Source organism: Actinomadura rubteroloni (assembly GCF_002911665.1).
GTDB lineage: Bacteria > Actinomycetota > Actinomycetes > Streptosporangiales > Streptosporangiaceae > Spirillospora > Spirillospora rubteroloni.
This window is the reverse complement of the sequence record NZ_MTBP01000002.1, coordinates 406353-432493: the sequence shown is the minus strand read 5'-3', so window position 1 is coordinate 432493 and position 26141 is coordinate 406353. Positions and strand designations below refer to the sequence as shown.

The 26141-nt window shown below is 72.7% G+C and carries 30 protein-coding genes and 1 riboswitch; of the genes, 24 read left to right on the top strand and 6 right to left on the bottom strand.

Translation table 11 applies throughout. The features are described 5' to 3' along the window. Positions 1–6 precede the first annotated feature (6 nt). The 8 genes from BTM25_RS13395 (at position 7) to metK (ending at position 6844) form a co-directional block, all read left to right on the top strand. The gene (locus BTM25_RS13395; RefSeq protein WP_103563237.1) at positions 7–894 is read left to right on the top strand and encodes a dihydroorotate dehydrogenase electron transfer subunit; all 888 of its coding nucleotides are present in this window, start codon (positions 7–9) and stop codon (positions 892–894) included. Further along, positions 891–1907 carry a dihydroorotate dehydrogenase gene (locus BTM25_RS13390; RefSeq protein WP_103563236.1) on the top strand — a complete coding sequence of 339 codons (1017 nt, stop codon included), beginning with the start codon at positions 891–893 and terminating at the stop codon, positions 1905–1907. Before BTM25_RS13395 ends, BTM25_RS13390 begins: the two co-directional genes overlap by 4 nt. After that, on the top strand, positions 1904–2596 hold the full coding sequence (pyrF, locus tag BTM25_RS13385; protein WP_103563235.1) for an orotidine-5'-phosphate decarboxylase: 693 nt from the start codon (positions 1904–1906) through the stop codon (positions 2594–2596). Before BTM25_RS13390 ends, pyrF begins: the two co-directional genes overlap by 4 nt. A gap of 344 nt (positions 2597–2940) precedes the next feature. Then, positions 2941–3267, top strand: a complete 327-nt coding sequence (gene mihF / locus BTM25_RS13380) for an integration host factor, actinobacterial type (RefSeq protein WP_019630791.1) — start codon at positions 2941–2943, stop codon at positions 3265–3267. Positions 3268–3361: 94 nt separating this feature from the next. Beyond that, complete coding sequence (gene gmk / locus BTM25_RS13375) at positions 3362–3952, top strand: guanylate kinase (protein ID WP_103564615.1); 591 nt, start codon at positions 3362–3364, stop codon at positions 3950–3952. A gap of 21 nt (positions 3953–3973) precedes the next feature. Beyond that, positions 3974–4228 (top strand): DNA-directed RNA polymerase subunit omega, encoded by a 255-nt coding sequence (gene rpoZ, locus BTM25_RS13370; RefSeq protein WP_103563234.1) that lies wholly within the window; start codon positions 3974–3976, stop codon positions 4226–4228. A gap of 11 nt (positions 4229–4239) precedes the next feature. Beyond that, a complete protein-coding gene (gene coaBC, locus BTM25_RS13365; protein WP_103563233.1) occupies positions 4240–5502 on the top strand; it encodes a bifunctional phosphopantothenoylcysteine decarboxylase/phosphopantothenate--cysteine ligase CoaBC in 1263 nt (420 codons plus the stop codon). A gap of 148 nt (positions 5503–5650) precedes the next feature. Next, entirely contained in the window at positions 5651–6844 is a 1194-nt protein-coding gene (metK, locus tag BTM25_RS13360; RefSeq protein ID WP_103563232.1) for a methionine adenosyltransferase, read from the top strand. A 69-nt stretch (positions 6845–6913) separates the two neighbouring features. Here metK and BTM25_RS13355 read toward each other — a convergent pair whose 3' ends face one another. Next, complete coding sequence (locus BTM25_RS13355) at positions 6914–8578, bottom strand: MFS transporter (protein ID WP_235828392.1); 1665 nt, start codon at positions 8576–8578, stop codon at positions 6914–6916. Between the two features lie 84 nt (positions 8579–8662). Between BTM25_RS13355 and BTM25_RS13350 the strand changes: the two genes are divergently transcribed. The 5 genes from BTM25_RS13350 (at position 8663) to BTM25_RS13330 (ending at position 14949) form a co-directional block, all read left to right on the top strand. After that, positions 8663–10726: a primosomal protein N' gene (locus tag BTM25_RS13350; protein WP_103563231.1), complete on the top strand. Its 2064-nt coding sequence runs from the start codon at positions 8663–8665 to the stop codon at positions 10724–10726. Positions 10727–10761: 35 nt separating this feature from the next. Beyond that, positions 10762–11991, top strand: coding sequence for a hypothetical protein (locus BTM25_RS13345; protein WP_103563230.1), 1230 nt, complete (start codon positions 10762–10764; stop codon positions 11989–11991). A gap of 70 nt (positions 11992–12061) precedes the next feature. Further along, complete coding sequence (def, locus tag BTM25_RS13340; protein WP_103563229.1) at positions 12062–12607, top strand: peptide deformylase; 546 nt, start codon at positions 12062–12064, stop codon at positions 12605–12607. After that, positions 12608–13534 (top strand): methionyl-tRNA formyltransferase, encoded by a 927-nt coding sequence (gene fmt, locus BTM25_RS13335; RefSeq protein WP_103563228.1) that lies wholly within the window; start codon positions 12608–12610, stop codon positions 13532–13534. It abuts the gene before it with no gap. Next, positions 13534–14949, top strand: a complete 1416-nt coding sequence (locus tag BTM25_RS13330) for an RsmB/NOP family class I SAM-dependent RNA methyltransferase (protein WP_103563227.1) — start codon at positions 13534–13536, stop codon at positions 14947–14949. Before fmt ends, BTM25_RS13330 begins: the two co-directional genes overlap by 1 nt. Positions 14950–15055: 106 nt before the next feature. Here BTM25_RS13330 and BTM25_RS13325 read toward each other — a convergent pair whose 3' ends face one another. Both BTM25_RS13325 and BTM25_RS13320 read right to left on the bottom strand, forming a co-directional pair. Next, complete coding sequence (locus BTM25_RS13325; protein ID WP_103563226.1) at positions 15056–15487, bottom strand: NUDIX domain-containing protein; 432 nt, start codon at positions 15485–15487, stop codon at positions 15056–15058. 28 nt (positions 15488–15515) lie between these two features. Continuing rightward, on the bottom strand, positions 15516–16049 hold the full coding sequence (locus BTM25_RS13320) for a hypothetical protein (RefSeq protein ID WP_235828391.1): 534 nt from the start codon (positions 16047–16049) through the stop codon (positions 15516–15518). Positions 16050–16424: 375 nt separating this feature from the next. Between BTM25_RS13320 and BTM25_RS13315 the strand changes: the two genes are divergently transcribed. Then, positions 16425–16997, top strand: a complete 573-nt coding sequence (locus BTM25_RS13315; protein ID WP_103563225.1) for a GNAT family N-acetyltransferase — start codon at positions 16425–16427, stop codon at positions 16995–16997. Between the two features lie 165 nt (positions 16998–17162). Here the strand turns inward: BTM25_RS13315 and BTM25_RS13310 are convergent, their stop codons facing one another. The 3 genes from BTM25_RS13310 to BTM25_RS13300 all read right to left on the bottom strand — a co-directional run bounded on the left by BTM25_RS13310 (position 17163) and on the right by BTM25_RS13300 (position 18661). Continuing rightward, the gene (locus BTM25_RS13310; RefSeq protein ID WP_103563224.1) at positions 17163–17501 is read right to left on the bottom strand and encodes a DUF397 domain-containing protein; all 339 of its coding nucleotides are present in this window, start codon (positions 17499–17501) and stop codon (positions 17163–17165) included. 120 nt (positions 17502–17621) lie between these two features. After that, positions 17622–17834: a DUF397 domain-containing protein gene (locus tag BTM25_RS13305; protein ID WP_103563223.1), complete on the bottom strand. Its 213-nt coding sequence runs from the start codon at positions 17832–17834 to the stop codon at positions 17622–17624. Next, complete coding sequence (locus BTM25_RS13300; RefSeq protein ID WP_103563222.1) at positions 17831–18661, bottom strand: helix-turn-helix domain-containing protein; 831 nt, start codon at positions 18659–18661, stop codon at positions 17831–17833. Before BTM25_RS13300 ends, BTM25_RS13305 begins: the two co-directional genes overlap by 4 nt. Before the next feature lie 222 nt (positions 18662–18883). On the opposite strand from BTM25_RS13300, the gene BTM25_RS13295 reads away from it, so the two are divergent. From BTM25_RS13295 to BTM25_RS13250, 10 genes are all read left to right on the top strand, one after another. After that, positions 18884–19207, top strand: coding sequence for a hypothetical protein (locus tag BTM25_RS13295; RefSeq protein ID WP_103563221.1), 324 nt, complete (start codon positions 18884–18886; stop codon positions 19205–19207). A 332-nt stretch (positions 19208–19539) separates the two neighbouring features. Beyond that, positions 19540–19866 carry a helix-turn-helix domain-containing protein gene (locus BTM25_RS30695; RefSeq protein ID WP_103564612.1) on the top strand — a complete coding sequence of 109 codons (327 nt, stop codon included), beginning with the start codon at positions 19540–19542 and terminating at the stop codon, positions 19864–19866. A gap of 127 nt (positions 19867–19993) precedes the next feature. Continuing rightward, complete coding sequence (gene rpe / locus BTM25_RS13285; RefSeq protein WP_103563220.1) at positions 19994–20674, top strand: ribulose-phosphate 3-epimerase; 681 nt, start codon at positions 19994–19996, stop codon at positions 20672–20674. A gap of 197 nt (positions 20675–20871) precedes the next feature. Beyond that, a riboswitch (FMN riboswitch) is annotated at positions 20872–21002 on the top strand. Between the two features lie 93 nt (positions 21003–21095). Then, the gene (locus BTM25_RS13280) at positions 21096–21695 is read left to right on the top strand and encodes a riboflavin synthase (RefSeq protein WP_103563219.1); all 600 of its coding nucleotides are present in this window, start codon (positions 21096–21098) and stop codon (positions 21693–21695) included. Continuing rightward, positions 21692–22342 carry a nicotinamide riboside transporter PnuC gene (gene pnuC, locus BTM25_RS13275; protein WP_103563218.1) on the top strand — a complete coding sequence of 217 codons (651 nt, stop codon included), beginning with the start codon at positions 21692–21694 and terminating at the stop codon, positions 22340–22342. Before BTM25_RS13280 ends, pnuC begins: the two co-directional genes overlap by 4 nt. Next, positions 22339–23568: a bifunctional 3,4-dihydroxy-2-butanone-4-phosphate synthase/GTP cyclohydrolase II gene (locus tag BTM25_RS13270; RefSeq protein WP_103563217.1), complete on the top strand. Its 1230-nt coding sequence runs from the start codon at positions 22339–22341 to the stop codon at positions 23566–23568. The genes pnuC and BTM25_RS13270 overlap by 4 nt, the downstream gene beginning before the upstream one ends. Next, a complete protein-coding gene (gene ribH, locus BTM25_RS13265) occupies positions 23565–24077 on the top strand; it encodes a 6,7-dimethyl-8-ribityllumazine synthase (RefSeq protein WP_103563216.1) in 513 nt (170 codons plus the stop codon). Before BTM25_RS13270 ends, ribH begins: the two co-directional genes overlap by 4 nt. 46 nt (positions 24078–24123) lie before the next feature. After that, entirely contained in the window at positions 24124–24996 is an 873-nt protein-coding gene (hisG, locus tag BTM25_RS13260) for an ATP phosphoribosyltransferase (protein ID WP_103563215.1), read from the top strand. Then, positions 24989–25429 carry a PH domain-containing protein gene (locus BTM25_RS13255; RefSeq protein ID WP_235828390.1) on the top strand — a complete coding sequence of 147 codons (441 nt, stop codon included), beginning with the start codon at positions 24989–24991 and terminating at the stop codon, positions 25427–25429. Before hisG ends, BTM25_RS13255 begins: the two co-directional genes overlap by 8 nt. Positions 25430–25571: 142 nt before the next feature. Beyond that, positions 25572–26105: a Uma2 family endonuclease gene (locus tag BTM25_RS13250; protein WP_328589636.1), complete on the top strand. Its 534-nt coding sequence runs from the start codon at positions 25572–25574 to the stop codon at positions 26103–26105. The last annotated feature ends 36 nt before the right edge of the window (positions 26106–26141 follow it).

The window sequence follows — 26141 nt, the reverse complement described above, 5'->3', positions numbered from 1 at the left end:
GAGCTTGTGTCCGACTCACCGGTGCAGACGTCGGCGACGGTCCTGACGGTCCGCGGGGTGCAGGACTACCACGCGATGACACTGGTCGCCCCGGCCGTCGCCGAACGGTTCCGGCCGGGGCAGTTCGTGGCGCTGGCGGTCGGCGGCGACCACTCGTCCCGGCTGATCCGCCGCTGCTTCGGCGTCTACGAGGTGAAGCCGGACTACGGCGGGACGGTCGAGGTCGTCTTCGCCGACAGCGAGCCCGGCACCGCGTGGCTGGCCGGGCGCCGCTCCCGCGACAAGCTCGACGTCCTCGGGCCGCTCGGCCGCCCGTTCCGCCTGCCCCGGGACCCCGTCACCTGCCTGCTGGTCGGCGGGGGACCGGGCGGCGCGGCGCTGTTCGCGCTCGCCGACACGCTCCGCCGGCGCGGCTGCAAGGTCCACTTCGTCCTCGGCGGCGCGACCGGACGGCACGTGTTCGGCTCCCGCATGGCCCAGCGCATCGGCGACAGCGCGACCGTCACGACCGAGGACGGCTCGACGGGGGAGCGCGGCACCGTCCGCGAGATCCTGCCCCGCGTCGTCGCCGAGACGGGCGCCGACGTCGTCTACGCGTGCGGCCCGACGCCGCTGCTGCGGGCCGTCACGCGCGTCGCCGCCGAGTTCGGCCTGCCGTCCCAGGTGTCGGTCCAGGAGTTCCTCGGCCGGACGGGCGCGTGCGGCATCGGGGCGTGCATGACGTGCGTCCTGCCCGTCCAGGGCGAGGACGGCGTCACGCGCATGGTGCGGGCCTGCGCCGACGGGCCCGTCCTGCGCGGCGACCGCGTCCGCTGGGGCGACCTCGGCACGATCCCGTTCGACGCCCTCGGCGCGCCGCGCGCCGCCGCACTCCCCGACGGAGGCGCCCGGTGAGCGACCGCCTGCGGACCGCCCTCGGCCCGCTCGACCTCTCCGCGCCGTTGCTGACCGCCGCCGGGTGCGCCGGCACCGGACGCGAGCTGGCGGCGTTCTTCGAGCTGTCCAAGCTCGGCGCGTTCGTCACGCCGTCGGTGACGCTGCGGCCCCGCGCCGGACGGCCCACGCCGCGCGTCACCGAGGCCCCGAGCGCGCTGCTGACCGCGATGGGGCTGCCCGGCCCCGGCATCGAGGGCTTCCTCGACCGGGACCTGCCGTGGCTCGCCGAGCAGGACGTCCCGGTCGTCGTGTCGATCGCGGGCGACAGCGCCGAGGAGTTCGGCGAGCTGGCCGCCCGGCTGCGCGGCGCGCCCGGCGTCGCCGCGATCGAGGTCAACGTCGCCTGCCCGAACGTCGAGGACCGGGGGCGCATGTTCTCCCGGCACCCGCGCTCGGCGGCGTCGGTGGTGCGCGCGGCGCGGGCCGGGGCGGCGCCGGGCACGCCCGTCCTCGCCAAGCTCGCGCCCGACGCCGCCGACCTCGCGAACGTCGCGCTGGCCTGCGTGGACGCGGGTGCGGACGGCCTGACGCTCATCAACACCGTCGAGGGCACGGCGATCGACACCACGACGCTGCGGCCCACGCTCACCGGCGTGTCGGGCGGGCTGTCGGGGCCGGCGATCCGCCCGATCGCGCTGCGGTGCGTCTACCAGGTCCACGCCGCGCTGCCCGACGTGCCGATCGTCGGGGTCGGCGGCGTCACGTCCGGCCTGGACGCCCTGGAGTTCCTGCTCGCGGGCGCGTCGGCGGTCGGGGTGGGCACGACGCTGTTCCACGATCCCGGGGCCGTCCCGCGCATCCTGCGCGAGCTGGACGAGGCCCTGGCCGCCCGCAGGCTCGGCCGCGTCGCCGACGCCGTCGGGCTGGCCCACAAGCCCGCCGGGTACGCGCCGCCGCTCGCCGGGATCGACGTCCCGCCGCCCGCCGCGCCGGCCGAGCCCGCCGGAGAACTCAAGGAGACCCTGCCATGACCCGCGCCCCCGTCGCCGTCGCGCTGGACGCCCCCGAGCTGGACACGGCCGCGCGCTGGGCGTCGCTCGTCGCGCCGCACGTCAGCACGCTCAAGGTCGGGCTGGAGCTGTACCTGCGCTACGGCGCCGAGGCGGTCACGCGGGTGCGGGACGTGGGTGACGCCGACCTGTTCCTGGACCTGAAGCTGCACGACATCCCGGCGACCGTGGCGGGCGCGGCGCGGTCGGTGGCGCGGCTGAAGCCCGCGTACCTGACCGTCCACGCGGCCGGGGGGCCGGACATGGTGCGCGCGGCGGTGGAGGCCGCGCCCGACACGCGCGTAGCCGCAGTGACGCTTCTCACATCGCTGGACGACGCGGACCTGGCCGCGCTCGGCGTCGCCGGTCCGGTGCCCGCCGCCGTGCTGCGGTTCGCGGTCCTCGCCGTCGAGGCGGGCGCGCGGGCGCTCGTGTGCTCGCCGCGCGAGGCGGCGGCGGTCCGCGCGGCGGTCGGGCCGGACGTCGTGATCATCACGCCGGGGGTGCGGCCCGCGGGCGCGGACGTTCAGGACCAGGCGCGCGTCGCGACGCCCGAGAGCGCGCTCGCCGCCGGGGCGGACCTGGTGGTCGTCGGCCGTCCGATCACGCGGGCCGGCGACCCGGGCGCCGCCGCCGCGCGGATCGCCGCCGGGCTCCGCGCCACGCGCTGAACGCGCTCCGCCGAGCGGTCGCGGCGGGGTCCCCGGGACGTGAATGGAACGCTCCATAACGGGCGTGCCGACTCTGCGGCGGACCCGCCGGTCAGGGTGACGAGTCACACATTCGGGGGCAGAATGGGCGGTTTTCCACGATCATGCGAAAGTCCCAGGATGGCGGGGGGTTGGGTGCCGGACGGGCCCGAGTTGTGTACCCTCTGTATTCGGGACGCTTCAAGGAGTGATTTTCGTGATTTTGTGGCGGGCTAAACGGGCTTTCACGTTGCCTTATGGGGCGTGAACTCGCTAGTTTCCCGTCCCGTCCGACTCCGTCGAGTGGAAACCTGAGGTGACCCGGCGTGGCTCTTCCGCCCCTGACCCCCGAACAGCGCGCCGCAGCCCTGGAGAAGGCTGCCAAGGCCCGGAAAGAGCGGGCCGAGGTAAAGAACCGGCTCAAGCACGGGGGGACCTCGCTCGCCGAGGTCCTCAAGGAGGGTCAGGCCGACGACGTCATCGGGAAGATGAAGGTGTCGGCCCTCCTGGAGTCCCTGCCCGGTGTGGGCAAGGTGCGTGCCAAGCAGATCATGGAGCGCCTGGGCATCGCCGAATCCCGCCGCGTGCGGGGTCTCGGCGCCAACCAGCGCGCCTCCCTGGAGCGTGAGTTCGGCGGCGGTGGAAACCGCTGACCCGCGCTCCGTGGACGGGCGTGACGGCGATGCCGTCGCGGCCGGTCCGGGCCTGCCCGGCGCCGGCTCCATCTCGTCCGGTTCCGAGGCATTCATGACTGCTTCGGAAGGCTTCGACGTGCAAGCTCCCTCCCACCGGCGGCTGACGGTCCTCTCCGGTCCGTCAGGCGTCGGGAAGAGCACGGTCGTCGCCGAGATCCGGCGTTCACATCCTGAGGTGTGGCTGTCGGTCTCGGTGACCACCCGGTCTCCCCGGCCGGGAGAAAAGCACGGTGTGCAGTACTTCTTCGTCGACGACGCCGGTTTCGACCGGCTCGTCGCCGAAGGGGAACTTCTTGAATGGGCCGAATTCGCCGGAAATCGCTATGGAACTCCGCGCGGTCCCGTCGTCGAACGCCTCACCCGGGGCGAGCCCGTCCTGCTGGAGATCGACCTCCAGGGCGCCCGCCAGGTCCGCGCCACCATGCCCGAGGCGCGTCTGGTCTTCCTCGCGCCGCCGAGCTGGGACGAACTCGTCCGCCGCCTCACCGGGCGCGGCACCGAGCCGCCGGACGTCATCGAACGCCGGCTCGCCGCCGCCCGCGTCGAACTCGCGGCCGAGAAGGAATTCGATCTCACGCTCGTCAACACGTCCGTCCGGGACGTGTGCGCCGAACTGCTAACCTTGATGGTTGTTCACCCTTAGCTTCGATCGGAAGGCCACCGCGTGGCAGCCAGCAACGAAGGCATCACCAACCCGTCGATCGACGAGCTGCTCGAAGTCGTCGACACCAAGTACGGCCTCGTGAGCATCGCGGCCAAGCGCGCCCGGCAGATCAACGCCTACTACGCCCAGCTCGGCGAGGGCCTGCTGGAGTACGTCGGGCCGCTGGTGGAGACCCAGGTCCAGGAGAAGCCGCTGTCGATCGCGCTCCGCGAGACGCGCGAGGGGCTCCTGCACGCCGAGCCCGTCGAGGGCTGATCCGGCCCCGCATGACTCCGCACGACGGCGCGCCCGCCGCCCGGCCCCGCGTGGTGCTCGGCGTCGGCGCGGGCATCGCCGCCTACAAGGTCTGCGAGCTGCTGCGGCGGTTCACCGAGTCGGGGCACGACGTCACGGTCGTGCCCACCGCGGACGCGCTCCGGTTCGTCGGGGAGCCCACCTGGGCGGCGCTGTCGGGCCGTCCGGTCGCGACCCGCGTCTGGGACGGCGTCGCCGACGTGCCGCACGTGCGCATCGGCCAGACGGCCGATCTCGTGTTCGTCGCGCCCGCCACCGCGGACCTGATGGCCCGCGCGGCGCACGGGCTCGCCGACGACCTGCTCACCAACACGCTGCTCACCGCCCGCTGCCCGGTCGTGTTCGCGCCCGCGATGCACACCGAGATGTGGGAGCACCCGGCCACGCAGGCGAACGTCGCGACGCTGCGGGAACGCGGGTCGATCGTCGTGGACCCGGCGTCCGGCCGGCTCACCGGCAAGGACACCGGGCCCGGACGGCTGCCCGACCCCGAGGCGCTGTTCGAGGTCGCGCGCCGCGTGCTCGCGCGCGGGGCCCTTCCCCGGGATCTGGACGGGCGGCACGTCGTGGTCTCGGCGGGCGGGACGCGGGAGGCGCTGGACCCCGTCCGGTTCCTCGGCAACCGGTCGTCCGGGCTGCAGGGCTACACGCTCGCCCGGACGGCGGCGGCGCGCGGCGCGCGGGTGACGCTGGTCGCCGCGAACGTCGCCCTGCCCGACCCGGCCGGGGTGCGGGTCGTCGCGGTCGAGTCGGCGCTGGAGCTGCGCGACGCGGTGCTCTCGGCCGCCGACGGCACGGAAGGCCGGTCGGGGTCGGCCGGTGGAGGCAAGGCCGACGCGGTCGTGATGGCGGCGGCCGTGGCGGACTTCCGGCCCGCCGGGTACCGCCCGTCCAAGATCAAGAAGCGGGACGGGGCCGGGCCGGAACCGGTCGAGCTGGTGCAGAACCCCGACGTCCTCGCCGAACTCGGCGCCTGCCCGCGCGCCGGGCAGGTGATCGTCGGGTTCGCCGCCGAGACCGACGACGTCCTCGCCAACGGCCGCGCCAAGCTCGCCCGCAAGGGCTGCGACCTGCTCGTCGTCAACCAGGTCGGCCCGGACCTGGCGTTCGGGCGGCCCGACAACGCGGCCGTCGTGCTCGGCGCGGACGGCTCGTCGGTCGAGGTGCCGCGCGGCCCGAAGGAGGCGCTCGCCGACGTCGTCTGGGACCTCGTCGCCGCCCGTCTCGGCGGCTGAGACGCGGCCGGGACGCCGAGAGCCCATCCCTATAGACTTCCTCGGAAAACCGAACCCCGGGCGGGGGCGGGCGCAACCCCCGGCCGTGCCGACCACCACATCCGCTCTGCGACATCAGTCAGCAGCCGCTGCAAGGAGTCCACGCAACGTGTCTCGCCGTCTGTTCACCTCCGAGTCCGTCACCGAGGGGCATCCGGACAAGATCGCTGACCAGATCAGCGACACGCTCCTGGACGCGATGCTCAAGGACGATCCGCGCAGCCGGGTCGCCGTCGAGACCCTGATCACCACGGGGCAGGTCCACGTCGCCGGTGAGGTCACCACCGAGACCTACGTGGACATTCCCGGCGTCATCCGGGAGAAGATCCTGGAGATCGGCTACGACTCGTCCAAGAAGGGCTTCGACGGGCACTCCTGCGGCGTGTCGGTGTCCATCGGCGCGCAGTCGCCCGACATCGCCCAGGGCGTGGACGACGCCTACGAGACCCGCGAGGGCGAGGGCTCCGACGACCTCGACCGTCAGGGCGCCGGCGACCAGGGCCTCATGTTCGGCTACGCCACCAACGAGACCCCCGAGCTGATGCCGCTGCCGATCACGCTGGCGCACCGGCTCGCGCAGCGCCTGTCGGCGGTCCGCAAGGGCGGCGTGGTTCCCTACCTGCGCCCCGACGGCAAGACCCAGGTCACGATCGAGTACGACGGCGCCCGCGCCGTCCGGCTCGACACCGTCGTGGTGTCCAGCCAGCACGCTCCCGACATCGACCTGAAGGAGCTGCTGACGCCGGACATCAAGGAGCACGTCGTCGACCCGGTCCTCGCCGAGTTCGACATCGACTCCGACGGCTACCGGCTGCTCGTCAACCCGACCGGCCGCTTCGAGATCGGCGGCCCGATGGGCGACGCCGGCCTCACCGGCCGCAAGATCATCGTGGACACCTACGGCGGCATGGCCCGCCACGGCGGCGGCGCCTTCTCCGGCAAGGACCCGTCCAAGGTGGACCGCTCCGCCGCCTACGCGATGCGCTGGGTCGCCAAGAACATCGTCGCGGCGCAGCTCGCCGACCGCGCCGAGGTCCAGGTCGCCTACGCGATCGGCAAGGCCCAGCCCGTCGGCGTCTTCGTCGAGACGTTCGGCACCGAGAAGCTGCCCGTCGCCAAGATCCAGGAAGCCGTCCTGGACGTGTTCGACCTGCGCCCGGCCGCGATCGTCCGCGACCTGGACCTGCTGCGTCCCATCTACTCCCAGACCGCCGCCTACGGCCACTTCGGCCGCCGTGAGCCCGACTTCTCGTGGGAGTCCACCGACCGCGCCGACGCCCTCGCGTCCGCCGCCGGTCTCTGACGACTGCCGCACACCCCTGAAAGGTCCGCCGCCGTATGGCAGCGGACCTTTCGCATGTCCGGGCGCGGGCTAGCGGGGGCAGGGGGTGCCGCGGGGGAGGGCGTAGTGGGCCGCGACGCGGTAGCGGCCGGGGCCGGGGGCGTGCAGGCGGATGAAGGTGCCGTCGCGTTCCAGGCAGCCGCCGCCGGAGCCGTGGTCGGTGGAGACGCCCAGCCAGGGGGACCAGACGATGCGCAGGAGCACGGAGCCGCGCGAGGGGACGTCCACGGCCAGTTCGTCGGAGTGGATCCAGGCGACCGTCGACGGGAGTTCCACCAGCGGCACCGGGTCCGTTACCTGGTAGAGCCGCCAGTACGGGTCGTGGTAGACCTCGCGCAGGTAGGGCTGGCCGGCGCGGACGAGGTCGGCCTCCTCGTGCGCGGCCCAGTCCGTCTCGTCCTCGGGCAGGACGACGAAGCGGACGGCCCACTGCCGCAGCCACGCGTGGTAGGACGCGGGGGTGAGCGCGCCGTCCTTGTAGAAGATCGGGTGGCGTTCGGCGTCCACCTGGCGGTTCCAGCCGCGCGCGAGCGTGTAGTTCCGGGCCAGCCCCGACGTCTCCCAGTGGGAGCGGAGCGGGACGACCTCGATGCGGCCCCGGGCGGCGCCGTAGCGGTCGAGTTCGGCGCGCAGGCCGCCGACGGTTCCGGCGGTGGCGGCGGCCGGACGGGTGTGGATGATGTCGTCCACCGGCTTCACCATCATCCAGCCGGCGGTGACGACGAACGCGAGGCTCAGCACCACCAGCCGCGACGGACGGGTCGTCGCCGCGACCGCGCACAGCAGCAGCATCCCGCCGAACAGCAGCGACAGCCGTTCCACGTTGCTGCCGATCGGCGACGGGATCGCGAACGTCAGCGCGATGCCCGTGAGGTAGACGCCCGCGCCGACGCGGACGAGCGTCCATGAGCGGGGCGCGCAGAGCAGCAGCGCGAGGACGCTCGTGATCGAGGGCACGACGATCGAGAACAGCCCGATCGGCTGCACGCCGGTGAACGGGAACAACACCGTGGTGACGCCGACGACGATGGGCGGCCCGGCGGCGATGGCGAGGCCGGCGCGGCGGCGGCCGGTGAGGAACAAGGCGGCGGCGACGACCATGAGGAACAGCCCGGCGACCGGGGACGCGAGCGTCGCGACCACCGCGAGCCCGAACATCGAGGCGGCGCGCACGACGGGACGGCCGCGCGGCGTGAACGCGACCAGCACCGCGCCGAGCGCGAACACCAGGCCGAGGCCGAACGTGACGCGTCCGGACCCGGCGTTGCAGGAGATCGCGAACGCGGCCCAGAGCGACGCGGCGCGCGTGGCGGGCGCGCGGAACCGCACGAGCAGCAGCGCGGTCAGCGTCGCCGACAGGGTGCCCGCGACGGTCGCGACCGTCCGGATGCCGAACCACGACATCACGTACGGCGACAACACGCTGTAGGACACGGGGTGGATGCCGCCGTACCAGGCGAGGCTGTAGGCGGAGCCGGGGTGGTCGCCCGCGAAGTGCGTCCAGAACGCCTGGGCGGCGAGGTCGCCGCCCTCGGCGGCCAGCCACCGCGCCCACACCAGGTGCAGGACGGCGGCGAGCAGCGTGGCGGCCGTCACCGGGTTGCGGGGGTCGGCGTAGCGGCGCCAGGCCGGACGGCGCGGGGGACGCTCGGGGCCGGTGGTGTCGAGGCGCTCGGGGATGTGTGCTGTGGTCACGGTGGGCCTGCTCGTCCTTCGCGAACGGTCGTGCGGGGCGCCGCGCGGCGTCGGACCGTCCCTCCCGTCTGGTAGGACGGGACGGTGACGAGCGACGGCGGGGGCACGGGCCTGATCCCGGGATTGCACGAGGTCGCCGCGCGGCCCGACCCGACCCTACCGTCCGGCGGCAAGGCGGCGGCGCCCGCGACGCGCAAGGCCCGCAAGGGGGAGCGGAGCCCGGCGGCCGAACTGCCGGTGGCGCGGGTCGCGGTGGACGTTCCGCTGCCGCATTTGGACCGCCCGTTCGACTACCTCGTCCCGGACAAGCTGGACGCCCAGACGGTGCCCGGCTGCCGTGTCCGCGTGCGGTTCGCGGGCCGGCTCGTGGACGGCTACGTGCTGGAACGCGTCGCCGAGAGCGGGCACGACGGGCGGCTGCTGTACCTGGAGCGCGTCACGTCCGCCGAGCCGGTGCTGGCGACGGAGATCGCGGCGCTGGCCCGCGCCGTCGCCGACCGGTACGCCGGGACGATGGCCGACGTGCTGCGCCTCGCGATCCCGCCCCGGCACGCCCGCGTGGAGGCCGAGCCGCCGCCCGAGCCGCGGGAGCACGAAGACCCCGTCACGGGCCCCGGCCCCTGGGCGAAATATCCGGCGGGCCCGTCTTTCCTCACGGCGCTCAGGGAGGGACGCGCGCCGAGGGCCGTCTGGTCGGCGCTGCCGGGCGGGGACTGGCCGGACGCGGTCGCGCGGGCGGTCGCGGCGGCGCTGGCGGGCGGACGCGGCGCCCTGGTCGTCGTCGCGGACGGCCGTGACGTCGCCCGCGTCGACGCCGCGCTCACCGCCGAACTGGGCGACGGACGCCACGTCGCGCTGACCGCCGATCTCGGCCCGACCGTCCGGTACCGGCGGTGGCTGGCGGTGCGGCGCGGGAACGTCCGCGCGGTCGTCGGCACCCGCGCGACGATGTTCGCGCCGGTCGAAGACCTCGGCCTGGTCGTGCTCTGGGACGACGGCGACGACGTCCACGCCGAGCCGCACGCCCCCTACCCGCACCCGCGCGAGGTCCTGGCCCTGCGGGCGCACCGGACGGGCGCGGGCGCGCTGTTCGGCGGCTTCACCCGCACCACCGACGCGACGCGGCTCGTGGAGACGGGCTGGGCGCACGCGCTCGCCGCCGACCGCGCGCAGGTCAGGGCGGTGATGCCGCGCGTAAGGCCCGCCGGGGAGGACGGCGAGCTGGCGCGCGACGCGGCGGCCCGCACCGCCCGGCTCGGCGAGCTGGCGTTCCGGACGGCCCGCGCCGCCCTCGCCGACGGCCCGGTGCTCGTCCAGGTCCCGCGACGCGGCTACGTGCCGGGCCTGGCGTGCGGACGGTGCCGGGAGGCGGCGCGCTGCACGGCGTGCCAGGGCCCGCTGGCGCTGGCGTCGTCGCACGCCGCGCCGTCGTGCCGCTGGTGCGGGCGCATCGCGGGGGACTGGCACTGCCCCGAGTGCGGGCACTTCCAGGTCCGCGCGGTCGCGGTCGGCGCGCGGCGGACGGCCGAGGAGATGGGCCGGGCGTTCCCCGGCGTCCCGGTGCGGACGTCGGGCCGCGACCAGATCCTCACCGACGTCGGCGCGGAACCGGCGCTGGTCGTCGCGACGCCGGGCGCCGAGCCGGTCGCGGCCGGCGGCTACGCGGCGGCGCTGCTGCTGGACGGCCGCGTCCTGCTCGCCCGTCCGGACCTGCGGGCGGGGGAGGAGGCGCTGCGGCGCTGGATGAACGCCGCCGCGCTGGTGCGGCCCGGCGGCGCGGTCGTCGTCGCGGCGGACGGGGCGCTGCGCCCGGTGCAGGCGCTCGTCCGGTGGGACCCGGCGACGTACGCCGAACTGGAGCTGGCCGAGCGGCGCGAGGCCGGGTTCCCGCCCGCCGCGCGGATGGCGTCGCTGACCGCGTCCCCGGCCGCGCTGCGCGAACTGCTCGCCGACGCGCGGCTGCCGGACGGCGCAGAGGTCCTCGGCCCGGTCCCGGTGGAGGACGGCAAGGAGCGCGCGCTCGTCCGGGTGCCGCCGGGGGCCGCGTCCGCGCTGGCCCGAGCGCTGCACGCGGCGGCGGCCGTCCGCAGCGCACGCCGCGCGGACGAGGTGGTCCGCATCCGAATCGACCCGCTCGAACTGATCTGACGGCCCCGCGCCCGCCCGTGCTCTAGGGTGCTCGGGTGGCCGACGACTGGGTGGAGCGCACCGCCGACGATCTGCGCCGGTGGACCGACGAGCACGACGAGCCGGTGGACGTCCAGGGCGTCCGGCTCCTGCTGGACCTCGCCCGCGAGGAGATCGGCCTGACCGGCCCGGACGCGCTCGACCCGGCCGCGCTGCGCCGCCTGCTGCTGGAGGCGTTCCCGGCCGCGGTCGTCGCCGAGGCCGCCGAGGTCCCCGCGATCCTCACCGCCGTCGGCCACCTGGTCGCCTACCTCGGCGCACGCGGGCACGCCGACGGGGCCGCGCTGACGGCGGCGCTGGCCGAGATCGCCCCGCGGTTCGCGCGGGCCGTCGCCGACGCCGAGACCGACGAGCGCCGCGCCGCCGCCGAGATCATGACGGCGCTGATGCGCGCGGACGGCGTCGACCCCGCCGACCAGGCCGCCGCCGACGGCTGGGTCGCCGCGTTCGAGGCGCTGCCCGAGCGCGAGCGCTACGCCCGCGTGGACGCCCACCTGCGCGAGCACGGCGACGACCTGGTCGTCCCGCCGGTGCGGCTGCCGTCCCGCGACGAGCTGGCCGTCGCCGCCGCCGAGTCCGGGCTGACCCGGCAGACGCTCGCGCTCGCGGCGTGGGCGGTGAACCGGCGGCTGACCGCCGGGGCCGAGCCGTCCGCCCGCGAGGCGCAGGCCGCCGTGGACGAGATCGGGCTCGCGATCCCGCGCCGCGCCGCGACCGTCGCCGCCCTGTCCGATCTGCCGGAACTGCACCGGCTGTGGTGGGCGGCGGTGCGCGCGGACATCCTGGACACGTCCGGCGGCGTCGGCGCCCCCGGCCCCGCGCAGGCCGCGCTCGCCGGGGATGACGTCCTGACGGCCTGGCTGGGCCTGTTCGAGCACGCCGTCGCCGCCGCCGACGCTCCCGCCGGGCAGGACGCGGCGGGGCTCGTGCGCGCCGAGCTGCCCGGCGTCCTGCTCTACCTGTACGAGCAGGGCGGGCCGGTGCCGCACACCGCCATCGCCGCCGCGCTCGCCGAGCACGTCGCCGAGACCTACGCGATCACCGACGGCGCCGTCGTCACCGAGGCGCTGACGCTGGAGCTCGCCGACCTCGCCGCGTGGGGCGTCGCCGTCCGCGCCGGGGACGGCTGGACGCTCACGCCGCTCGGCCTCTGGGGCGTCCGCGAGATGCTGCTCGCCGACGGGTACACCGCGCCGCTCGACGGCGAGGCGTCGCCCGCGCTGTGACCGGCACGACCAAGGTCACGGGCTCCGTAGACTGGACCCTTGAACGCCCGCACGTGAAACGGAGTCCGCGTTGGCCGTCAAGCCCATCCGCATCTTCGGCGACCCGGTGCTGCGCACTCCCGCCGATCCCGTCCGGGATTTCGACAAGGAGCTGCGGCAGCTCGTCAAGGACCTCACGGACACGATGATCGACGCGCCCGGCGCGGGCCTCGCGGCGCCGCAGCTCGGCGTGGGGCTGCGGGTGTTCACCTACTACGTCGACGACGTCCTCGGCCACGTCGTGAACCCCACGCTGGACCTGTCGGACGAGCAGGAGACCGACGACGAGGGCTGCCTCTCGCTGCCCGGCCTGTCGTTCCCGACGCCGCGTTCGGTGCGGGCCGTGGCGCGCGGGTTCAACCAGCACGGCGAGCCGATCACGCTGGAGGGCACGCACCTGCTCGCGCGGTGCGTGCAGCACGAGACCGACCACCTGGACGGGATCATCTTCATCGACCGGATGGACGCCGAGCAGCGCAAGGCCGCGATGAAGGCGATCCGCGAGGCCGAGTGGTTCGGGGACGGGCCGCCGGTCGTCAAGCAGTCCCCGCACCCCACGTTCGGGAAGGCCATCTGAGTGCGTCTCGTCTTCGCCGGAACGCCCGCCACCGCGGTGCCCGCTTTGGAGGCGCTGCTGGCGTCCGGGCACGAGGTCGCGGCGGTCGTGACCCGTCCCGACGCGCCCGCCGGACGGGGGCGGCGGCTCGTCGCGTCGCCCGTCGCCGAGCGGGCCCTGGACGCGGGGATCGAGGTGCTGAAGCCCGCCAAGGTCCGCGATCCGGAGTTCCTGGACAGGTTGCGTGAGCTTGCACCGGATTGCTGCCCGGTCGTGGCTTACGGGGCGTTGATCCCTAAATCCGCGCTGGACATTCCCGTTCACGGCTGGGTGAACCTGCACTTCTCGCTGTTGCCGGCGTGGCGCGGGGCGGCGCCCGTCCAGCACGCGATCCTGCACGGCGACGACGTCACCGGCGCCGCGACCTTCCAGATCGAGGAAGGGCTCGACACCGGGCCGGTGTTCGGCGTGCTGACCGAGCCGATCCGTCCGGACGACACGTCCGGGGCGCTGCTGGACCGGCTCTCGATCGCCGGCGCGCGGCTGCTCGCCGACACGATGGACGGCATCGAGGCCGGGGCGCTGGAACCGCGTCCGCAGCCCGCCGAGGGCGTCTCCACCGCCCCCAAGATCACCCCGGACGACGCGCGCGTCGACTGGCGCACCCCCGCCCGGCACGTGGACCGGCTCGTGCGCGCCTGCACGCCCGCGCCCGGCGCCTGGACGACGTTCCGGGACGCGCGGCTCAAGCTCGGCCCGGTCCGGCTCGTCCCGGACGGCCCCGCGCTCGCGCCCGGCGAGCTGCTGGCCGGGAAGAAGGACGTCCTCGTCGGCACCGCCACGCACCCCGTCGTGCTCGGCGAGGTCCGCCCCGAGGGCAAGCGCCTCATGAACGCCGCGGACTGGGCGCGCGGCATCGACGTGACCGGTAAGGACGCCCTGCACTGATGGCCCGTGACCACCGCGCCCACCGGGCCCGGGACAGCCGCCGTCCGGGCGGCCCGCGCCGCACCGGACGCCCCGAGGACCTCGTCCGGCGCACCGCGTTCGACGTGATCCGCGCCGTAGAGACCCGCGACGCGTACGCGAACCTGCTGCTGCCCGCGCGGCTGCGCGACCGGAACCTCACCGGCCGCGACGCCGCGCTCGCCACCGAGCTGACCTACGGGACGCTGCGCGGACGCGGCACCTACGACGCCGTCCTCGCCCTGTGCAGCGACCGCGAGCTGCGCCGCATCGACGCGCCGCTGCTGGACGTCCTGCGGCTCGGCGCGCACCAGATCCTCGCGACGCGGATCCCGCCGCACGCCGCCGTCGGCACCACCGTGGACCTGGCCCGCTCGGTGACCGGTCCGGGCGGCTCCAAGTTCGCGAACGCCGTCCTGCGCAAGGTCGCGGCCCGTCCGCTGGACGCGTGGCTGGAGATCATCGCCCCCGCCGACACCGACCTGACGACCCGGCTGTCCATCGCGCACAGCCACCCGAAGTGGATCGTGTCGGCGCTGCGCGACGCGCTCGGCCCGGACTCCGGCGAGATCGCCGACCTGCTCGCCGCCGACAACGCCCGTCCGCTGGTGACGCTGGTGGCCCGTCCGGGCCGCGCGACCCTCGCCGAGCTGACGTCGGCCGGCGCCGCACCCGCCCCCTACTCGCCCTACGGCGCCGTCCTCCCCGAAGGCGACCCGGCCTCCCTGCCCGCCGTCCGCGAAGGCCGCGCGGCCGTCCAGGACGAGGCGAGCCAACTGGTGGCCGCCGCCCTGGCCGCCGTCCCCCTGGACGGCCCGGACGCGCGCTGGCTCGACATTTGCGCCGGCCCCGGCGGCAAGGCCGGACTGTTGGCCGCACTAGCAGCGTCCCGCGACGCACACCTGCTGGCCGCCGACCTGCAACCCCACCGCGCCACTCTGGTCCGCCGCACGGTAGACGCCCGCACAGCCGTCATCGCCGCCGACGGCACCGCCCCGGCCTGGCGCCCCGCGTCCTTCGACCGCATCCTCCTGGACGCCCCCTGCACCGGCCTGGGCGCTCTCCGCCGCCGCCCCGAGGCCCGCTGGCGCCGTGGCCCGAGCGCGGTGGCCGAACTGGGCACCACCCAACGCGCCCTGCTCCGTTCAGCCCTGGACGCCGTCCGCCCCGGCGGAGTAGTCGCCTACGTGACCTGCTCCCCGCACCTCGCCGAAACCCGCGTGGTGATCGACGACATCCTCCGCGAGCGCAAGGACACCAAGCGCCTGAACGCCCCGGCCGTCCTCACCGACCTGGCACCGTCCCTCACCGGCATAGCCGTCGGCGAAGACGCGCAATTCTGGCCCCACCGCCACGGCACCGACGCGATGTTCCTCTCCCTCCTCACCCGCTCCTGACCCGCCCGTCGCACGAAAAGCAGGGCCGACAGCCGAGCGTTTCGCGCACCTGAGCTGACGCTCTTCGCGTTCGGCGCTGGCCAGCCGGTGCAACGCGTGGCGGGGTCTACCGTGTCCGGGTCAGTTCGCCGCGCTCGACGGCCGCGCGGAGGACACGCGCGAACTCTTCGGGGAGTAGTTCGACTGCGTCCAGGGCTTGGACGGTCGCCGGGATCTCCTCCAGCAGATATTGACCGCCGTCCGCGCGGTCGAACTCCGGCCCGGTGCGCTCGGCGGGGGACCAGGCGTCGATCGAGGCGAGAAAGAAGTCCTGCCGTTCGCCGTCGCGTTCGATCGTGTGCAGGTGGCGGATCACCGCCGCTTCACCGCCGGTCTCCTCGCGGATCTCGCGGTGGAGCGCGTCTTCGGGAGAGGCGTCGCCGGGCTCGATGCCGCCGCCGATGACCACCCGGTACGCGGCCTTGCCGGGCTTGATGCGTTTCATCAGCAGTAGCGTGCCGGTCGGGGTGAGTAGCACGGCGCGCACGCGGTCGGGCATCGGAACCTGTCCTTTCGGGCGGAACAGCTCAGGAGTCGGCGTCCACGCGCTGCTCGGTGCGGCGGGCGAGCAGGTGCGTCGGCTTGCCGTGACGTTGGACGGTGCGGATGAGCGTCCATCCTTGGACGTCGCGGTAGTAGCGCAAAAGGCCGGTTCCAAAGCATCCGCGCCGGACCCACGTCTGGCCGTTGCGGGCGGCGTGGTCGAGTGCCCAGGCGGCGATGCGGTGACCGGGGCGGTCGCCGCGCAGTGCGGGGTCGGTGACGGTGGTGGCGAGGAAGACGGCGCTTTCGGCACGCTCGGCGTCCGTCCACCCCCACGACGGCGTGTCGGTGTACACGCTGGTGATCCCGGCGACCCGGTCGTCGGCCGTCCGGATCAGCGCCCACACGGGAACGCTCGGGTCGCCGACTTGCGCGGCGAGGCGTTCGGCGGCGTCGGCCCAGTCGCGCCAGCCGTCCAGCCCGCGCGCGTCCATCCACGCGGCGCGAGCGTGGATCATCGCGGCGACCGGGTCCTCATCGTCGGGCCGCGCCGGGCGCATCAGGTAGCCGGAAGGCATGCTCGTCACCGTAGCGTCCACTGCGTCTGGCCGGTCAGGCTTCGGACGGAGAGTTCGACGGCGAGCACATCGCACACCTCGCGGTCCCGGTTGCGAGACCCAGATCCGCCCGTCCTCGATGCGGTCGCGTTCACGTCCGCGTTCCGGGTGACGTGCGTGCCCGGATAGGCCGCTATGTGGCGGTGTGTGGGCTGGAGTACGGCGCTTTCAATTTCGTGCTGGACACCTCGAATGGGTGGATCTTCCTGGAATGTAACTGACGGGGATGTACGGGTGGATCGAGATCGAGGCGCGGCAGCCGGCCACTGCGGCAATCGTAGATCGGTTGAGTGGTCGCGAGGTCCGCGAGCCGGAGTCGGTGAAAGGATCGGGAACATGACGAGACCGGTGGTAATGCCGCTGCTCCACTTCCCTAACGCTTCTCTGCGCAGCACATGGCTGGAGGCAATGGCCGAACACGCGGCTGTCGATGGTCGTCCGGACGCCGACGGCCTGGGAATGGAGGATTTGCGCACCAGTAATGCCGACTGGTTGCAGGGCTACTGCCGCGCGTTGAACGAGGGCACCATGATGCGGCCGGGGACCGAGCCGCTACGTCCGTCGGTGTGGTGGTACGTGACGGCTGGACGGCCCGACACCCGCGAATACCTCGGCCGAGTCTCCATACGGCATCACGCCATGACCCACGCGTTCGGCCAGGAGGGCAGCCAGATCTGGGTGTCGGTCCGTCCGTCCCGCCGCCGTCAGGGCGTCGGGGCGGCGATGCTCGCCGCCGCGCTGCCGATGATTCGCGCGCAGGGGATCATCGACGCGGTCGTCGAGATCGACAAGGCCAACCAGGCTGGAACTGCGCTCGCGGCGCGCATCGGAGCGGAGCGCGTCGAAGGCCATGCCGCCGAACGCCACGGGCGGCTGCGCTACATGCTCCTCACCGTCGGCGCCGGCTGACGGGAGCCCGGGCCAATCGCCGACACGATGGCCACCATCGCGGCTGATCTACTCACAACGGTGAAATGAATTCGTCGGCTGCGGCTGTACCCGCTGGGAGTGGTCGTTAGACGGGATGAGGCCCCGTCCCTGGTGGGAGGGGCCTCGGGGAGTCGTGCGGGGGGATTACCAGTCGGCGTCGAGGGCGCCGGACTTGATGTGGTCCAGGAACGCCGTCGCCGACTCGATCGGCAGGTCCAGGTGGCCGGCTTCGGGGGCCTTGCTGTCGCGGATGCCCATCACGTGGGCTGCCTGCGCCAGCTCCACGCAGTCGCCGCCCTGGCCCGTGCTGCGGGTGCTCTTGCGCCACGCGACGGTTGACGCCAGTTCTACGCAGTCGCCGCCCTGCGCTGAGCTGCGGGCGCTCTTGCGCCAGACGACAGCTGAGGTCAGCTCGACGCAGTTCCCTCCCTGACCCGTGCTGCGCTTGCTCTTGCGCCAGACTGCGGCCGACAGGTTGTCCATCGAGTCCTCCGGTGAGGTGGGGGGTTAACTCGTCGGCTGCTGTACCCGCTGGCCGTGATCGTTAGACGGGACGAGGCCCCGTCCCCGGTGGGGAGGGGCCTCGGGGAGTCGTGCGGGGGATTACCAGCCGGCGTCGAGGGCACCGGTCTTGACGCGGTCCAAGAACGCCGTCGCCGACTCGATCGGGAGGGCCAGGTGACCGGCTTCAGGAGCCTTGCTGTCACGGACGCCCACCACGCGGGCAGCCTGCGCCAGCTCCACGCACTCTCCGCCCTGGCCCGTGCTGCGGGTGCTCTTGCGCCAGGCCGCAGCCGACAGGTCGGGGTTGTTCATGAGTAGTCCTCCAGCGCCTTGTGGATCAGCTTGCGGGAGGCGCTGGCAGGCAGCGCCTCGCCCATCACAAGGCTGAAGCGTACTGCGGCGGCCGTCACCCTGGGTGGGATGTTGATCAGACTGCCGCGGTCTGGCGACTCAAAGTAAGCGGTCTGGGAGCTGTCGGCGAAGCCAAGAATGATGAACGAGCCATCGAGACTCGCCCAGGTGACCGAGGCGAGAGGCAAGATCCTTACCTGGATGTTCTGGATGGCGCTCGCGAGATCGAGCAATCGCTTCAGCTGCTCGCGCATCACTTGGGAGCCTCCGACGGGTCGGTGAAGAACGGCTTCCTCGATCACGAACCATGCGCGAGGTGGCATAGGGCGGCCGAGTATCCCTTGCCGGTCCATGCGCTCCTTGACCAGTACTTCTCGCTGGTCAGCTGGCTTGTTGGTATCCATCACGGCCCGGGCATACGCCTCCGTTTGGAGAAGGCCGGGTATGGCCTGTGGCGCGAAGCAGTCGATCGACACCGCGCTCGCTTCCTGCTCCACGAAGCCCTCAAAGCCTGGGAGTTGGGCGCGGTGCTTGCCTTCCTTCTTGATCTCCGTCCAGAGCGTCCAGAAAAGTCGGCCCGGAGTCTTGAAGAAGGTGTCGAGGTCATCGGCGGTGGGTTCGCTCAGCGGCTTGCGGCCCGCCTCCAGCGCCTCGATCCACTGGGGCGTGCAGCCGAGAGTCTGGGCGAGTTCGATTCTGGAAAGCCCTGCCGCCTCGCGATGGGCGCGGATGACTTCGCCAGCCGCCCGGACGAGAGGGTCGCGTGTGAATTCGTCGTCGCCGGACATCTGCTCCTCCGGGGGGTTGTCCGTGAGTGATCTTGGTTGTTGCGAAGGCGATCGGGGTTCGTGGCCGAGCGTAGTCCCGGCGGCACATGATGGGCGGGCATTCACCGAAACGCATAGCCGTTTCCGCAGGTTTCCAGCGATCCACTCAGCGGACCCGTCGGCCGAGAATCGCGGCAAACCTGGCGAATTGTACGAATGCCCATCCGTGTGAAGGAGGTAAGGATGTCGATCGTCCAGGCTGCGGACCAGGAACCGCAGCCCGCGAACCAGCGCACCACGTTCCTGGCGGCGTTGAGTCTCACGCTGCGGGAGCGGTACCCGGACGTCACCTGCCAGATCTCGCGGTTCAAGGCCCAACTGCCGCCCACGCTGCGCGTCGAATGGCGCGCTCACCACGTGGACGTGGGCTGCGACCTGACGTACGAGGGCTGGTCCCTCGTCGTCGGCTTCGACCCGCGCAAGGTGATCGGACCGGCGGGGCACCCCGTCCCGGCGGCGCGGGCCGTCGCGGAGCTTCTCGGTATCTCCCGCCACCCCGACTACTGAGCTCGAACGGACGATTTCCCGTCAGCGCGGCCGGCTATGTCGCCCGAGGGGATCGCACGCTTCGCCGCAGGGAATCGTCCGGCCCGGCGCTTGTCCGCGCCGTCGCGATCTTCTTCCGTCAGGCCCCGGCCTGGTAACTCCTCCGGGTGGGGTGGGCCGACGCGATCGTCCGCCGGTTCCGGTGAGGGGGCTCCACCCGGAGGCCCCGCCCGGTCGCCGCGTTCGCGGCATTCAAACGCCTTCGGGCTGCGCACGGCATTGCCGTTCGGCTGGTCGGCGCGGATCCGAGGTTTGTCCGAAGTACCAACCGTCTCGAACGAGAACACATGGCGATGAGCAAAGACAACGAGCACAAGCAGCCGACCCTCTACACGCCGTCGGAGGTGGCGCAGTTCTTCCGCGTCGATCCGAAGACCGTCACGCGGTGGGCCAGGACCGGGACCCTCAATCCGATCACCCTGCCGTCGGGTCACCGGCGGTATCACGCGACCGAGATTCACGAGTTGTTGAAGATCGGGAACGCCAAGGAGCCCGCCGTTCCGCGTGAGGAGGCCGAGTTCGTGCCCGGCCTGCGGGCGCTGGCGGTGCTCCAGAGCGTCGTCCGGGACTACTTCGACGGCGACCCGTCCGCCGTCATGCGGGCGCTCGCCGGCGCCTGAGCGTCCGCGATCCTCCGGCCGGGCGGTTCGCGCGCCCGGCCGGAGGGTCCTCGGCGGCCGGGTCACCCGTGCTCTCCCTCGGGCGGGTGAGGAGGGGCGGGACGGGCGCATCTAGACTTTCGGCATCATGGCTCCGCAGATCTCACCCAGCATCCTGTCCGCCGACTTCGCCCATCTGGCCGACGACGTCAACCGCGTCGCCGATGCCGCCGACTGGGTCCACGTCGACGTCATGGACAACCACTTCGTCCCCAACCTCACGATCGGGCTCCCGGTCGTGGAGGCGCTGCTCCGGACGAGCCCGATCCCCCTCGACTGCCACCTCATGATCGAGGACCCGGACCGGTGGGCGCCGCGGTTCGCCGAGGTCGGGGCGGGCAGCGTCACGATCCACGCGGAGGCCGCCAAGGCGCCCATCCGGACGCTGCGGGCCATCCGCTCGGCCGGTGCCCGCGCGTCCCTCGGGATCAACCCCGCGACGGCCATCGAGCCGTACGCGGACCTGTTCGGCGAGATCGACATGCTGCTGCTGATGACCGTGGAGCCCGGCTTCGGCGGCCAGAAGTTCCTGGACGTCGTGCTGCCCAAGGTCCGCCGCGCCCGCGCCCTCATCAAGGACCGCGACCTGCCCGTCTGGCTCCAGGTGGACGGCGGCGTCAGCGCCGAGACCATCGAGCGCTGCGCCGAGGCGGGCGCGGACGTCTTCGTCGCGGGCAGCGCCGTCTACGGCGCCGACGACCCCGCCGAGGCCGCGCGCCGCCTGCGCGCCCAGGCCGAGAAGGCGACCGAGGCCGCCGGCTGGGCCTGACGACGCACGTTCCGGCCGCCCGAAAGCTGACTTTCGGGCGGCCGACGCATGTCGGGCCGGCCGCGCGGTCGGGCGGCCGAGGTGGGGCGCGTCGCGTGGGCCGTGCGGTCGGTGGGGCGTCCGAAATGTCCCACCGTGGGGAATCCCACATAGGGACGGGAATGTCGGTCGTGGCACACTGGTTGGCAAGCAGTGAAACGCGTGCTCCGGGGTCGGTGAAAGTCCGAACCGGCGGTGACAGTCCGCGACCCGGCCGAAGCCATCGGCCGGTTGACCCGGTGGAATTCCGGGACCGACGGTGAAAGTCCGGATGGGAGGCAGCGCGCGAGTCACCCCTGCGTACCAGGGGTGACGTGTCCTCGCATCATGCGGGAAAACATCCCCGGAGCCTCGCCTGGAACGGTCAGGAGGCCCGGGAGACATGTTCACCGGCATCGTCGAGGAACTCGGCGAGATCACGGCGGTCGAGCCGCTCGCCGACTCGGCGCGGCTCGCGATCCGCGGCCCGCTCGTCACCGAGGACGCCGTGCACGGCGCGTCGATCGCCGTCAACGGCGTCTGTCTCACCGTCGTGGAGACGCGCGACGGGATCTTCACCGCCGACGTCATGAAGGAGACCCTGGACCGGTCCTCCCTCGGCGCGCTGAAAGCGGGCTCCCGCGTCAACCTGGAACGTCCCGTCCGGCTGAACGACCGGCTCGGCGGCCACCTCGTCCAGGGCCATGTGGACGGCGTCGGCACCCTGATCTCCCGCGAGCCCGGCGAGCGCTGGGACGTCGTCACGTTCTCCCTCCCCGAGGACCTGGCCCGCTACGTCGTGGACAAGGGCTCCATCACGGTCGACGGCATCAGCCTCACCGTCGTGGAGGCGACGAAAGACCGGTTCAGCGTGTCGCTCATCCCGACCACGCTCGACCTCACCACGCTCGGCCACAAGGTCCCCGGCGACCCGGTGAACCTGGAAGTGGACGTCGTCGCCAAGTACGTCGAGCGGATGCTCGGCGACCGGGTCGCGCCGTGAACTGGCTCGGCGCCGGGTTCTCCCTGTTCGGCGAGCACGTCCTGTGGACGGACCTCGCCGGCAACATCCTGTCGCTCGCGGTCGTCTGGCTCGCGATGCGCCGGACGATGTGGACGTGGCCCGTCCAGTTCGCGGGCGCCGCGCTGCTGCTGGCCGCGTCCCTGCACGCGCACGTCCCCGGGAACGCGCTCAAGCAGGTGCTGTTCGGCGTCCTCGCGGTCTACGGCTGGATCATGTGGACGCGCGGCCGGCGCGGCGGCGGCGACCTCGCCGTCCGCAAGGCCACCGCGCGCGAGCGGATCGTGCTGCTGGCCGCGCTCGCAGCCGGGACGGTCGCCGTCGCGCAGATCTTCGCCCACCTGACCTGGCTGCACGTCACCTGGTCGCCGTGGGCGAACGCCTACATCTTCGTCGGCAGCGCCGCCGCGACGTTCGCGCAGAGCCGCGCGCTCGTCGACTTCTGGATCATCTGGGTCCTGGTGGACCTGGTCGGCGTCCCGCTGGCCCTGAAGTCCGGGCTGTACGTGTCCGGGCTGGTCTACGGGATCTTCTTCGTCATGGTGCTCGCCGGGTTCCGCAACTGGCTCCGCGAGGCCAAGGGGCGTCAGGCCCCGCAACACTCCGAAAACAGGGCGGTGACCACATGAGTGGCAACGACGGCGACGGCATCTTCGACCCGATCGAGACGGCGGTGGCGGCGATCGCGGCCGGCCGGCCGGTGGTCGTGGTGGACGACGAGGACCGCGAGAACGAGGGCGACATCATCTTCGCCGCGTCCGCGGCGACCCCCGAACTCCTCGCGTTCACGATCCGGTACACCAGCGGCGTGATCTGCGTCCCGATGACCGGCGACGACCTGGACCGCCTCCAGATCCCCCTGATGACGGCCCAGAACGCCGACAAGATGCGCACCGCCTACACCGTCAGCGTGGACGCCGCCGCCGACGTCAGCACCGGCATCTCCGCCGCCGACCGCGCGAACACGATCCGCAAGCTGGCGGACGCGGCGTCCGTGCCGGGGGACTTCACCCGTCCGGGCCACATCTTCCCGCTGCGCTACCGCGAGGGCGGCGTGCTGCGGCGGCGCGGGCACACCGAGGCCGCCGTGGACCTCGCGCGGCTGGCCGGGCTGCCCCCGGCGGGCGTGCTCGCCGAGGTCGTCAACGACGACGGGACGATGGCGCGGCTCCCCGAACTCCAGGTGTTCGCCAAGGAGCACGGGCTCGCGCTGATCTCCGTCGAGCAGCTCGCCGAGTACCGCCGCCGCACCGAGTCCACCGTGACGCGCGTCGTCGAGACGCGGCTGCCGAACCGGTACGGGGAGTGGCGCGCGGTCGGGTTCTCCGGCGTCGTGGACGACGGGGAGCACGTCGCGCTCGTCCTCGGCGACCTCGGCGCGGGCGACGACGTGCTGGTGCGCGTCCACTCCGAATGCCTCACCGGGGACGTCCTGCACTCCGCGCGCTGCGACTGCGGCGCCCAGCTCGACGCCGCGATGGAGCGCATCGCGGCCGAGGGGCGCGGCGCCGTCGTGTACCTGCGCGGGCACGAGGGCCGGGGGATCGGTCTGCTCGCCAAGCTGCGCGCCTACGCCCTCCAGGACGACGGCGCCGACACCGTGGACGCCAACGTCGAACTCGGCCTGCCCGTGGACGCCCGCGAGTACTCCAACGCGGCGCACATCCTGCGGGACCTCGGCGTCCGGTCCGTCCGGCTGCTCACCAACAACCCCGCCAAGATCACCGCGCTCACCGGGCTCGGCGTCGACGTGCGCGGACGCGAGGCGATGCCGCCCGCCGTCACCGAGCACAACGTCCGCTACCTGGCCGCCAAGCGCGACCGGCTCGGCCACCAGATCGGAGCGCTCGCGTGAGCGGCGAAGGACGTCCCGAGGACCGCACCGTCGACGCCGCCGGGCTCACGCTCGGCATCGTCGCCGCGCGCTGGCACGAGCGCATCACCGACCAGCTCCTCGCGCGGGCCCTGGACGCGGCCAAGGCGTGCGGGGTGGACGCGCCGGTCGTCGCGCGCGTCGCCGGGACGCTGGAGATCCCCGTCGTCGCGCAGCAGCTCGCCCGCGACCTCGACGCCGTCGTGTGCCTCGGCGCCGTCATCCGGGGGGAGACCGCGCACTTCGACTACGTTTGCGATTCTTTGACGTCCGGTGTGACGCGCGTGGCGCTCGACGAGTCCACACCGGTGGGCAACGGGGTCCTCACATGTGACACCATTGACCAGGCGCTGGACCGCGCCGGGCTGCCGGGCAGCCACGAGGACAAGGGATGGGAGGCGACTGTGGCCGCACTCGACACGGCACTGACCCTGCGAGGGCTGCGGCATCACGGTCATGCCGGGCACGGCGCGGAGCATCTGGGCTCCTGATCGCCACCGGTTCCTGCTCGTCCCGTCTGTGAAAGGCTCATCCACCGTGCTGTCTCTCGTTCTGCCCAAGGGGTCGCTGGAGAAGGCGACGATGGCGCTGTTCGACGCCGCCGACCTCACCGTCCGGCGCACGTCCGACCGCGACTACCGCGCGTCCATCGACGACCCCCGCATCGACCGCGTCCGCGTCCTGCGCCCGCAGGAGATCCCGACCTACCTCGAACAGGGCCTGTTCGACCTCGGCATCACCGGCCGCGACTGGATCACCGAGACCGACTCCGACATCGTCAGCCTCGGGCAGCTCCAGTACTCCAAGGCGACGTCCAACCCCGTCCGCGTGATCATGGCAGTGCCCAACGACGCGCCGTGGCAGGCCGTGTCCGACCTGCCCGAGGGCGTCCGGATCTCCACCGAGTTCCCGGAGATGACGCGGCGCTTCCTGGAGAAGCACGGGGTGAAGGCGAAGGTCGTCCCGTCCTACGGCGCGACCGAGGCCAAGGTCCCCGACATCGTGGACGTCATCGTCGACCTCACCGAGACCGGCTCGTCGCTCCGCAAGAACGGACTGCGCATCCTCGACACGCTGCTCGTCAGCCACACCGAGCTGGTCGCCAACCGCGAAGCCTACGAGGACCCGGCCAAGCGCGCCGCGATGGAGGACATCGCGCTGCTGCTCCAGGGCGCGATCCGGGCGCGCGGCAACGTGCTGCTCAAGCTGAACGTCGCGCAGGAGAACCTGCGGGACGTCCTCGACATCATGCCGTCGCTGTCGTCGCCGACCGTGACGTCGCTCGCCGGCGGGGACAACGCCGTGGAGGGCGTCGTCGCCAAGCGCGGCGTCAACACGCTGATCCCGGCGCTCAAGGCGGCCGGGGCGCACGACATCCTCGAAATCCCGATCTCCAAGATCGTTGACTGACGCTCCTCCGCTGCCGGTCGTGTGGCGCCCGCGCACGACCCGGATCATCGCCTACGCCGCGGCGGGCGTGTTCATGCTCGGCATGATCGCGCTCGCCGCGGTGGTGGCGCCGCAGTTCAAGACGTTCGACCGGACGATGCTCGTCCTGTTCGGGCTGTTCTGCGCCTGGGTGCTGCACATGCTGGCGCGCTGCCGCGTCGTGGCGGACGCGTCCGGCCTGACGGTCGTCAACGCCTTCCGCACCCGCCGCCTCGCCTGGGCCGAAGTCGTGGCCGCCGACATGAACGTCGGCGACCCGTGGCCGACGCTCGACCTCGCCGACGGCACCTCGATCAGCGCGATGGGCATCAACGGCGCCGAACGCACCCGCGCCGTCCGCGACCTCCGCGAACTCCAGTCCCTCCTCCACGCCCGAACCCCCGAGCCGTCCTAGGGCCGTCGCCGAGCCCCGGATTCCACCCGGTCGGTCTACACTGGGTGTGTCAGCTCTCTGTACTAGCCATCTCACCGGAAGTGAAGATATGGGCGGCGAATCTCTGACACACTGGCTTACCCCCCCGCCAGGTGGATTCACCGTGGACGACTTCCTGAACATGGGTGATCTGCCCCGGCACACGGAGCTGATCGACGGGAGCCTCGTCTTCGTGAGCCCGCAGCAGAAATGGCATTCTCGTGTCATCGACGTGGTCAAGGCCGAGCTGGCGCGCCAGGCGCCGCCGCAGTGGCAGGTCGAACGGGAAATCGCGGTCAAGCTGGGCAAACGTGAGATGCCCGAGCCTGACATCTGTGTCGTGACGGCCGAGGCGTACGCTCGGGACGAGCCTTCGACGCACTACTTCGCCCAGGATCTGATCCTGGCGATCGAGGCCGTATCGCCGGAGTCGGCCGGCCGTGATCGCTTCATCAAGCCCGCCAAATACGCCGGTGCTGGAATTGAACACTTCTGGCGTATTGAACGCGATGGTGACCGGTCCATCGTTTATGTCCATGTGTTGGACCCCAAGGCGGGTGAATATGCCCTTACTGGCATTTTTCACGACGTCATGAAGCTGACCGTCCCCTTCGATCTTGAAATCGACCTGACCCGGGTGATGCGCCGCATTCGCTGACGGTCCGATCGGCGGCGGCCGGACGGGCTTGCGGGG